This is a genomic window from Paenibacillus ihumii, from assembly GCF_001403875.1.
Taxonomy (GTDB): domain Bacteria; phylum Bacillota; class Bacilli; order Paenibacillales; family Paenibacillaceae; genus Fontibacillus; species Fontibacillus ihumii.
The window spans coordinates 2357518-2369370 of sequence record NZ_LN884299.1; the positions used below are offsets into that span (position 1 = coordinate 2357518).

The 11853-nt window shown below is 52.3% G+C and carries 2 protein-coding genes; both read right to left on the bottom strand.

Translation table 11 applies throughout. The annotated features are described in order from the left end of the window. Positions 1–13: 13 nt before the first annotated feature. A complete protein-coding gene (locus tag BN2762_RS17925; protein WP_055108260.1) occupies positions 14–10795 on the bottom strand; it encodes a non-ribosomal peptide synthetase in 10782 nt (3593 codons plus the stop codon). Next, positions 10770–11816, bottom strand: a complete 1047-nt coding sequence (locus tag BN2762_RS17930) for a fatty acid desaturase family protein (RefSeq protein ID WP_055108261.1) — start codon at positions 11814–11816, stop codon at positions 10770–10772. Before BN2762_RS17930 ends, BN2762_RS17925 begins: the two co-directional genes overlap by 26 nt. Positions 11817–11853: the final 37 nt, after the last annotated feature.

Genomic DNA, 11853 nt, shown 5'->3' on the forward strand with positions numbered 1-11853 from the left:
AAGGCACCTCGCTTTAAGTTAACTTTTGTCCCAGCGCTGCAAACACATTTTCCAGATCCCCCATGGACAGGTTGGCTGCAGAGAAATCGCTTGGCGTCGACGCTGATTGCTCCTGCTCCAAACAGTGCTCAAGTATAAGAAGAAGATGCTTCTTATAGGATTCAGCCAATGCGGTCATCGTCTTCAGCTCATATTGCTGCTGGTTGTACATCAGCTGAAGGATCAATTGCCCGTTCTCCACCATTCCAGTCACCTCCAGCGCATAGCTTCTGTCCGAATCAGGGCTGAAGGATGCCCCTGAAGGCATGGAGGAGGGTCCAAACACTGCCGTCGCCATATCCTGGTCAAATTGTCCCAAATAGTTGAAGCTGATTTCCGGACACAGGTTGAAACGCAGCTGTTCCTTTCGCTCGGCGGGCGCTGCATATTTCAAAATGTGATAGCCTGTACCTTTTTCGGGAACGTTCCTTAGCATCTCCTTGATCGTCTTGATCTGGAAGGAGAGATCCTTCGAATGCTCCATATTCAACACCACCGGATAAAGCGAGGTGAACCAGCCAACTGTCCGGCTAACGTTCAAGTCCCTGAACAGTTCCTCCCGCCCGTGGCCTTCCAGCTCAATAAGCACCTGATTGGCTCCGCCCCACTCCTTGACGGAATAACCAAGGGCAGCAAGCAGCAGGTCGTTCATTTCGGTGTTGTAAGCGCGATGCGCCTTTTTCAATAAAGCTTCTGTTTCCTCTGCAGACAGCTGAACCGTAACTGCGCCGCAGTCGCTCCATCGATTGGATTGGACCGCAAAGTCCTTGGGAAGTGCGGGGATGTCCGCCTCTTCAACCTGCTTCCAGTAAGGGAGCTGCTTCATGATCTTATGGCTTTGTGCATATTCGAGCAATTTATTAGTCCAGTCTCGATATGAATTGGTTTTGGCCTGGAATACAATCTCCTTGCCGGCCAATGACTGCTGGTAGCCAATGGCCAAATCCTCGAACAAAATCCGCCACGATACGCCATCTACAACCAAATGATGAATAACGATTAGCAAATGATCTCCTTCGCCGGTTTTGAATAATCCAAGACGAAGCAGCGGACCCTGTTCCAGATTAATGCTCGCCTGAATCCGGGAAGCTTCCTCGTTTATCCGGTCAGCTAGGCTGGGCTCGTTCTCAAAATGGAAAATTTCCATTGAAAAAGGCTCAGCACTCATCTCCTGATAGGTCTGCACGACATCGCCCTCTCGCTTCGTGAATACGATTCGCAGTGCATCATGATGCTCGGTCAGCCTGTGAAAAACCTTTCTAAGATGCTCCGCATCAAAGCCTTGCGGCTGGCTGAGCATCATCGCCTGATTCCAGTGATGGAGAGAGGTGAAATTCCGCTCAAAGAACCATCGCTGGATCGGTCCCAGCGGGGCCTCCCCTGTCACCAACTCCTGCGATATCTCCGCTTCCAGCGGCTGTACGAATGGTGCTGTACCCGCTATGGTCGGATACTGGAACAGATGCTTGACCTCCAGCTTCAGCTGATGCTTATTGAGCCTTGCTGCAATTTGTACCGCTTTAATGGAATCTCCGCCCAGCTCATAAAAGTTCGTATGAATGCCCAGCGCTTCGGCGCCAAGCACTTCCTGCCATATGTCGGCTAATAACTGCTCAATTTCTGTCGTAGGCTGAGCAAAATGAGTTGGCGGCAGCAAACTGGCATCCCGTTCCGGTAAGGCTGCCCGGTCTACCTTTCCATTCGAGGTCATCGGGATATGATCCAGCCTGATGAAAAAAGCGGGAATCATATACTCCGGCAGCACTTGAATCAAAAATTCTCTCAGCTCCGTAACCGTCAGCGCTTCCCGCGATACAAAATAGGCGCACAGATACTTGTTTCCCTGCTCGTCCGTTTTATCGAGGACAACAGTTTGGGTGATCTTGACATGCTTGGCCAGTTGATTTTCAATCTCGCCCAGCTCAATACGATAGCCGCGAATTTTGACCTGGTGGTCTATTCTTCCGTAATACTCCATGTCCCCATTAGGAAGAATACGGGCCAAATCTCCCGTCCTATACAGTCTTTCTCCCTGCTTGTATGGATGGCTGATAAAGCGTTCGGCGGTCAGTGGCTCGTTGAACAAATAACCGCGGGCCACCCCTGCCCCGCCGACATATAGCTCCCCGACCACACCCACGGACACGAGCCGTTGACCGGGATCCATAATATAAGTGCGCAAGCTTGGAATAGGCTGCCCAATATTACTCTTATTCCGCCGCATATCTTCTGCCGATATTTTTTTATAGGTGACATGGACGGTTGTTTCTGTAATTCCATACATATTAACAAATTGAAGCTCTGGATATTTATGATGCCAATCCAGCAGCGCACGCGGCTTCAATGCCTCCCCGCCGAAAATAACATAACGCAGAAAATGAAGCGACACTCGCCCTTTAGCCTCCGCCTCACAAAGGGCATGGTAAGCAGTCGGCGTAATATTGAGGATTGTAACCCGTTCTCGCTCCAGCAGTCTAACAAATTCATCCGGACTTTGCGCCGTTTCTTTAGGGACGACCACCAGCCTGCTTCCATGCAACAGTGCTCCATATATTTCCCACACCGAGAAATCAAAGCAGCAGGAATGAAACAGCGTCCAGACATCCTGATGCTGGAAATCAAAGTGGAATGTACTTGCTGCCAGCAGGCTCATCACATTGCGGTGTTCCACCATTACGCCTTTGGGCCGTCCGGTCGTGCCGGAGGTATACAAGATATAAGCAAGCTGCTCCGGTTGGATTACCGTATTGAGGTTGCCGGCTGTACCTGCAAACAGCTCTTTATGCCGGAGCTCCAGAACCACTCCCTGGTAACGGTCAAGAATTGCTGGACGTTGTCCGGCAATCAGATAACGCGCCTCGCTATTGTCAAGCGTGTACAGAATTCGGTCTGCCGGATAAGCCGGGTCAATGGGCAAATATGCACCTCCAGCCTTCAGCACAGCCAGCATGCTCACAATCATATCCAATGACCGCTCTACCAGAAGAGCCACCACAGTTTCGGCCGTTACTCCTCTTTCCTGCAGCCTGCGCGCGAGCTGATTCGCCCGTTGGTTCAGCTCCTGGTAGGTGAAGCTCTCCCCGTTCATGGAGACAGCCACATCATCAGGCCGGAGTCTGGCCTGCTCCTCAAATTTTTCATGAATGGTCATGTTAGCATCACCAGACATGCGCACCGCTTCTTCTGTTGCCCCATATAGCAGGCGCTGCTCCTCCTCAGGCGTCACCGTACTGATTTCACTTAGCCGCTGTTCAGGAGAGCGGATAATTTGTCCGATAATATGCACAAAATGCGCGGCAAAGCGCTCCATCGTCTCCCGGTGGAAAAGATTCGTGCTGTACTCGCATTCGAAAACCAGCCTTCCGTTCGCTTCGGAGGCTTGCAAATTCAGGTCAAACTTGGCGATTTTATAAGGATGCTTGAAGGCCGAGAACGTCGCCTCTCCTGTCTGCCATTCCCCTTCTTCTATATTCTGATAGATAAACATCGCATCGAACAGCGGATTGCGGCTCATATCCCGCCGGATATCCAGCTTCTCCACCAGCGTGTCGAAGCCGAACATTTGATGGTTAAACGCCTCAAGGACATGCTCCTTCACCTCTGAGAGCAGTACCTCGAAGGTTTTATCCGCAGACGGATAGCAGCGTAAGATGGTCGTATTTACAAACAAGCCGATAATATTCTCCAGATCCATATGCGGACGGCCAGCCAAGGTAGTGCCGACAATAATGTCTTCCTGTCCGCTATATTTCGCCAGTACGACATTATAAACTGCCAGCAGCAGCATAAATGGCGTCACTTGCCGCTTGCGGGCCAGCTCCATGACCTTTGCAGTCGTTTCCTTGTCCAGTTCAAAGCTCACGCTATCTCCTTCAAAGCGCTGAAGAGGCGGCCGCTCCTGGTCTGTGGGGAGCTGCAATACAGGAAGCGGGCCACGGCAGACCTTCATCCAGTACTCCTCCTGCCTGCTTAGTTCGCCGCTGTCGCGGCTGTCCATTTGCCATTGGATGAAGTCCTTGTACTGCAAGGCTGCCGGCGCGAGTGTCTCACCTTCATACAGACGGATGAATTCATTCATAAAAATTCCCATGGATACGCCATCGGCAATAATGTGATGCAAATCCATCAGCAGAATATGCCTGTCCTCCGCAACCCGAAGAACCCCTGCCCGGAATAACGGTCCGCTGTTCAGATTAAACGGCTGAATAAACCTCTGGATGCCGTCCATAATCTCATCTTCAGCTACAGTCTTCCAGGCTATAGGAACATCAATTTCCGGGTGAATGCTCTGCGTTAATGTATCCTCGTTCATTGTAAAATACGTCCGCAGGGAATCATGTCTGGCCGCCATTTGGCCCAGTGCATAACGCAGGCGCTCTGCGTCCAGCCTGCCATTCACATCAAGGATAATCGGCATATTATAATTAATAGAGCTGCTGTCCATTTGATGGATAATATACAGCCTTTTTTGCGCTGCGGAGACAGGATAGGAGTCGCGTGCTGGCGCCTGCGCAATACGCTGGCAGCTGACGGGGGTCTTGCTGTCGAGCAGTTCAGCCATCTCCCGGATTGTGGAGTGGTGAAAGACGTCCCGCAAGGTAATGCGTACCTGGAACTGCTGTTCGATTCGGGCAACGAGCAAGGCTGCCTTGAGGGAATGACCCCCCAGTTCGAAAAAGTTGTCCTCCGTACCGACCCGCTTCATCCCCAGCACCGTCTGCCAGATTTCCGCCAGCAGTCTCTCCTTCTCGTTCGCCGGCGCTGTGTAATCCGTCTCCGCCGCCTGTTCGCGATCCGGCTCCGGCAGCCGCCGGCTGTCGATCTTCCCGCTGCTCCCCAGCGGCAGCTCCTCCAGATCCACATAGAAGGACGGCACCATATAATGCGGCAGATAACCGCTGGCATAACGCCGCAGCTCCTTCCTCTCCCAGCCGGGCTCCGCCACCACATAAGCGCATAAATACGGCTGGCCCGCTTCATCCTCCCGGGCCAATACTACAGCGTCCCGCACCTGATCATGCTCCCGCAGACGCGCCGCAATTTCTCCCAGCTCGATCCGGTAGCCTTTGATTTTTACCTGGAAGTCCATCCGCCCCAGGTACTCGATCGTCCCGTCGGCAAGCCAGCGGGCCAAATCCCCCGTCCGGTACATCCGTTCTCCCGGCTCGAACGGGTTCGCCGCGAACTTCTCCGCCGTCAGCTCCGCGCGGTTCAAGTATCCGCGCGCCAGGCCCGCTCCTGCGATACACAGCTCGCCAGGCACCCCCGGCGGCTGCAGCTGCCCGGCTTCGTTCACGATATAGACCCGCACATTGTCCAGCGGCTTGCCGATCGGCATGGTTCTCTCCCCGCCTGTCACCGAATAGCGGGTCGCATAGATCGTCCCTTCCGTCGGCCCGTAGATATTTTCTAGCCTCACTCCGTCCGCCTGCTCCCTAAGCTTGTCCGCCAATTGCACCGGCAGCGCTTCACCCGCCACGAACAGATACTTCAGCTGATTCAGACGTTCCAGACGCTGTCCGGCCATAACGAACAACTGAAGCATCGACGGCACGAAATTGATATGGGTAATCCGCTCAGCCTCGATCGCGGACAGAATCGCTTCCGGCTCCTTCTCCGCACCCGGCGGCAGCACCACCAGAGCGCCCCCGCCCGGGATCCAGCCGAACAGCTCGCTCACCGAGACATCGAAGGTGTAATTGGTCTTCAGCGCGTAGCGGTCTTCCCGCTGCAAAGGATAGGCTCGCTGCAGCGCATGGAGGATATGGCTCAAGTTCCTATGCTCGATCATGACGCCCTTAGGCTGGCCCGTAGAGCCGGACGTATAGATGACATACGCCAGATGCCCCGGTTCAGGCCGACGCTCCAGAGGGCTGGCATCCCCCTGGTACAGCTCCGGCTCCAGCAGATCGATCCATTCGCCGCGGAAGCCAAGCTCTGCTGCCTGCGGGCCCCGGCTGAGCAGCACACGAGCTCCGCTGTCCTCCAGCATGTACTCCACCCGCTCGGCTGGAAATTCCGGATCAATCGGCAAATAGGCGCCTCCCGCTTTAAGGATCGCCAGAATGGCTGCCACCATTTCGAAGGAGCGCTCGACCCGCAGGGCGACAATGCTCTCCGGTCCTACTCCCTTGCCGGCAAGGACGCGGGCCAGCTGATTGCAGCGGGCATCCAGCTCCCGGTAGCTCAACTGCTGGCCGCCATAGATGACCGCCGGCTGCTCTCCCAGGCGCTCGGCCTGCTCCTCGAACAGCTCGACTACCGTCTTCTCCTGCGGATAAACGATGTCGGTGTCATTAAAGCTCGCAAGCATGCGCACTGCTTCTTGTTCAGACACGAGCTTCAGCTCCTTCAGCAGCCGCTGAGGGCCGTCTGTAATCTGCTCGACCAGATGTTCCAGATGACTATGCATTCGTATTATAGTAGCTTTGCAGAATAAATCCGTGCTGTACTCCCATTCAAAATATAAAACGTCCTCCCCTTCTGTTACCTGAAGGGTAAGATCAAACTTGGCTGTCTTATACTCGAGCGGATATGGCTGCAGTTCCAGCGCACCTGCCTTGGCAGCCAGCGCATCCGTATTCTGCAAAACAAACAGCGTATCATACAGGGAGCTGCGGCTTGCATCCCGTTCCAGCTGCAGACGTTCAAGCAGCTCCTCGAACGGATAGTCCTGATGCTCATAAGCACGGATCAGCTGCTGCTGCATTTCCTGCAGAAACTGCTGAAACGAGCTATCCCCGTCAATGCGGCTCCGAATCGGCAGTGTATTCACAAACATCCCCATGATCGGCTCTAAATCAGGATGCGGGCGATTGGCGACAGGAGTCCCTACGATCAGATCCCTCTGTCCTGTATACTTGAACAGCAGCGCTTTGTAAATGGCCAGCAGCGTCATAAATAAGGTGCTCCCGGTCGCAGCTGCCAGCTCTTTTAATCGCTGTGTCAGCTGTTTGTTGAGACCAAAAGCGACAACCTCGCCGATAAAGCTCTGCTTCATAGGTCTCGGCGCATCCGTCGGCAATTCCAATACGGGCAATTCCCCGGAGAATACATCGAGCCAATATTGCTCCTGCTTCTTCATTGCGCCTGCATGGATTTGCTCCTGCTGCCATACTGCATAATCCTTATACTGAAGGCTTAGCGGTTCCAGATTTCGTCCTTCATACAGTTCAGCCCATTCCCTCATAAAAATAGACATCGATGCTCCGTCAGAGATCAGATGATGCATATCCAGCATCAGAACATGCCGCTGCGAGTCCAGCTTCAACAGACCGGCCCGAAACAGCGGGGCTTGACTGAAGTCAAAGGGCCGGATAAAGGAGGCCAAACGCTCTTCAAGCTCCTGTTCATTGACAGTCCCCGTGTCCACGACAAGCTCCAGATGCGGATGAATGCGCTGAATCAGCTCTCCATCCACCCACTCAAAGGAAGTCCTCAGCGATTCATGGCGATTGACCAATTGCTGAAAAGCGGCTATACAGCGAGCCTGATCCAGCTCTCCCTGAATCAGCGTTATGCCGGGCATATTATAATTTGTTGAGGCGCCATCAAGCTGGCTGACAATGTACATTCTTTTTTGCTGCGATGACGCCGGATACCATTCACGCGGTGCGGCAGGTACGATAGATGAAAGCTCTAAATTGTCAGACTGCTGCAAGTAAGCCGCCATAGCTTGCAAGGTGGGGTTCTGGAATATGGCAGTAACCGGCAGGCTTCGCTCCATCTGTTTTTTGACCCGCGAGCTTAATGCGATGGCCTTTAAGGAATGTCCGCCCTGTTCGAAAAAGTGATCCAGCAGGCCGAATTCTTTATGGCCGAGCACCTCCTTCCAAATCGCCGCGAGTGCCCGTTCCGTCTCGGTCGACGGAGCCCTGTATTCAGCCTGTCCGGGCAGATTTCCGCTAGGCTCCGGCAGTGCCCGATAATCAACCTTTCCGTTGGCGGTTACAGGGAATTCCTTCATATAGACAATGGCTTCCGGTATCATGTAATCCGGCAGCTTCTTGGACAGATGCTGCTTGATTGCAGACTCATTCCATGCCGCGTCCGCCTTCATAATCAGGTAAGCGCATAAATAAAAGTTCCCGTCCTGATCCTGCCTGGGCACGATGAGAGCATCCTGAATCGCTGGATACTGCAGCAATTCCCCGATGATCTCCCCCTGTTCAACACGGAAACCGCGAATCTTCACCTGCTCGTCCGCACGTCCTAGATATTCCAGCTCGCCGTTTGGCAGCCATCTGGCCAGATCGCCTGTCCTGTACATGCGCTCTCCCGGTTTGAACGGATGAGGGACGAACGCAGCCTCCGTCAGCTCGGGGCGGTTCAAGTAGCCCAGGGCCAGACCATCCCCCGAAATGTATAATTCGCCCGGTATCCCCTGTGGCTGCAGCTTGCGGTCGCTGTTAAGCACGTAGACACATGTATTGTCGATCGGCCGGCCTATCGGAATTGTGACCATCGTGCCTAACGGCTGCTGCACCTCATAGCTTGTGGCTACCACGGTGCTTTCTGTTGGCCCATAATTATTGACAACGGTGTAAGGCGTCGGTACAACATGCTTCAGCCTCTCCCCTCCAGTGAGGAGAACGCGCAAAGAACGGTTAGGAAGCAGCATGAACTGCTCTGCATATTGAGTCGGCAAAAAACAGATCGTAATGTGATGTTCTTCAAAATGCCGGTTCAGCTGAACCGGATCCAGCCGAATTTCATCCGGGATCATATGAAGGGTTGCCCCAGCTATGATATAAGGGAAAATCTCCCATACTGAAGCGTCAAACCCAAATCCTGCGAATTTGGCGGCTTGATCCTCAGAGGTAACCTGGAAGCGCCGATTATGCCAGTGGCATAAATTGACCACAGACCGGTTCGCTACCATAACCCCTTTGGGCGTCCCCGTAGAACCGGAAGTGTAGATGACATATGCCAAGTCCTCGGGCTTGGCGGGCGAGGACAGATGGGTTGCAGGAACAGATGCCTCGTATAGTCTCCCGCTATCGATCGCCACTCTCTCCCCTTGAAAGTCCAGCTCTGTTCCCAAATGGCTCTCGTGCAGCAGCATCTCAGCTCCGCTGTCTTGCAGCATAAAGTTGATTCTCTCTGCAGGATAATCCGGATCAATCGGCAAGTAAGCCGCCCCTGCTTTCAGAATAGCCAGTACGCCGATCATCATCGAAAGGGAGCGGTCTGCAATAATACCTACAATCGCCTTGGGCGGCAAGCCGCGCTTGCACAGCTCCGCACCAAGCTGATTGGCCCTATCATTCAATTGCTGGTAGGTAAGACTGTCCTTGCCGGAGACGACCGCAAGCTGATTCGGATGGCTATTGACGGTTTGTTCGAACAGCTCTACAATCGTCGCTGTGCTGGGATAACTGGCTGTAGTACGGTTAAAATCCACCAGCAGCCGCTCCCGCTCTGCCGGCGGTACGATCTCCAGATCCTGCAGCCGGACATCGGGGTTCGCAGCAACCTGCTGGGCTGCCATAATCCAATGAGCGCCTACCTCCTCTATCCATGCCCGATCGTATAAGCTGCCATTATAGCTGATTTTGATCCGTATCCGGTCACCCGGAGCCACCATAATCGTCAGATCATAATTTGTTTGCTCAAAAGCCTCCGAGCCGATAATCCGAACCGGGGAAGCATCCTTGTCTTCTGCCGGGCCTTCAGCGGAATTGAAATTTTGAAACGCTATAATATGCTGAAACAGGGCATGATCGACATCAGAGCGGGATTGGATGTCCGCCAAGGAGACAAATCCGTATTTCTCCGAATCCAGGGCGGAGAGCTGCATGGCTTTAATCAACGCAGTGAAGGTCTGATTCGCGCTGTCTTGGACGCGGACAGGAATCGTATTAATAAACAAGCCCATCATGTGTTCAATGCCTTCAATCTCGGGGGGACGGCCGGAAATGACAGAGCCGAACATGACATCATCCGCATTATTATAGCGCTGCAGCAGGATGCCCCATATCGCTTGGATAACTATGTTGAGGGTGACCTGGTTCCGAGAGGCCAGGTTCAGAAGCTGTTCTGTAATCTCGCTGTCCATTTCGACCAGCTGCTCCTCCAGGACATAATGGCCTCCATGTTGAATTGGCTTTTGATGCGGAATGACAGTTTGGCCGCTGACGCCGCGAATATAGTGCTCCCAGTACGCCAGCGCCTCCTCCTTGTCCTGTTTCTTCAGCCAATCTATATAATTGCTGTACGGATATACCTTCTTAAGCTGCAGAGGCAAGCCATGGAGCAAGCTATGATAGATTTGGAACAATTCATGAATGAGCGGCATCGTGCACCAGCCGTCAATCAGTATATGATGGTTGCTCCAAATGAGCTTGAAGGTCTGCAGCTCGGTTTGGATGAGTGTCATTCGTACGAGCAGATCTCTGGACAGATCAAAGCCTCTCAGGCGATCCGCCAGCATTTCCTCCTTTACTATGGCTTCCTTCCGATCCGATGCGAAAGACCGGATGTCTTTAAAGACGATCGTGGCTTTCCGCTCCTTTAATACGATTTGCCGGGGCTTTTGCACCTTCTCCCATACGAATAAGGTCCGGAATATATCATGGCGTTGAATAAGCCGATTAAAGCTCTCCTCCAATATAGAGGGAACCAGCTCTCCTTCCAGTGTTAACGTCAATTGCTCAAAGTAAGCTTGAGAGTGTTGTTCATACAAAGAGTGAAACAGTATTCCCTCTTGCATCGGTGTTAAAGGATACACTTTAGAGATCTCTGTAGGTGCCGTCATTATTTGCTCCCCCTATTCGCTCTTTGTCCTTTTGATTAAGCTTTCTTACAACATCATCGATGACCGAATAGAAGCCTGGGAAAAAACTTTTAAAAAATCCGGTGCAGTGATGAGCTCTGGCATAGGCCTCGTCCCGCATCAGGATGAGATGTGCCTTCTTCAAATTGTAATGCGGTATAGCAGGGAATAAATGATGCACAATATGATAGGTATCGTGATGCGGATACAGAATCAGGCGTTCAAGAACATTGCCGTAAGAGTTCCGGCTGGAATAGAGCGGGTCGCTCGACTCCAGGCCGGAATGGTCGGCTAAATCCGACCAGAAGCGAATGACCGGAAAGACGATCACCAGCGGAACCACCCAGTACATAATCAACTCTAGCCAGAAATTCAGGTAGATAGAAAGGGTAATAACCGCCGCCCAATAGCCCAGCTTGACCACATAATCCGTTGTCGTCTGCAGCTTGCGTGAGAATAGCTTGGTCAGCACATTCCATATATTTTTGGGCACATTCAAGACAATAAAAAAACCAATGATATGCTTAAAGAAAAAATGCAGCTTGGAAACCGTTGCCTTGTTCAGACCCATCGCCGTCAATTGGCTCGTATCCGGATCCTGATCTGTCCATAAATATTTATGATGCTTATAGTGGGACTGGCAGTAATCCATGTAATTGGTGAAGACGGGGAAGGAGACCAGCATAGATGTTACCCATTTGTTCAACCAGCGGTTTTTGAACAGCATGCCATGGCTGGCTTCATGCATCAAATTGTCGAGACCGCGCATCCTTCCTCCGATGAGAATGACTGCAAAAGCATAAGCGTAAATATTTTGAAAATATTGTGATACGGCAATAGCCAGCGCGATTAATGTCCAGTCGAGCGCAATGGAAAAGAAGTTGTACCAGTTGTTTTTTGCCTGCAATGCACGAATTTCATTTAAAATATCTTTAGAGAACATGGTCTTTGGATTTGCCGTGCGCTTCTGTTTTTCTGGTTGAAGTTCAACGATTGTTGTCATACAAACTCCCCCAATGAATGATTCTTGTTTTAGATCC

Coding starts and splice junctions, on each gene's coding strand:
- BN2762_RS17930 (WP_055108261.1), bottom strand. CDS start 11,816: ATGACAACAATCGTTGAACTTCAACCAGAAAAACAGAAGCGCACGGCA.
- BN2762_RS17925 (WP_055108260.1), bottom strand. CDS start 10,795: ATGACGGCACCTACAGAGATCTCTAAAGTGTATCCTTTAACACCGATG.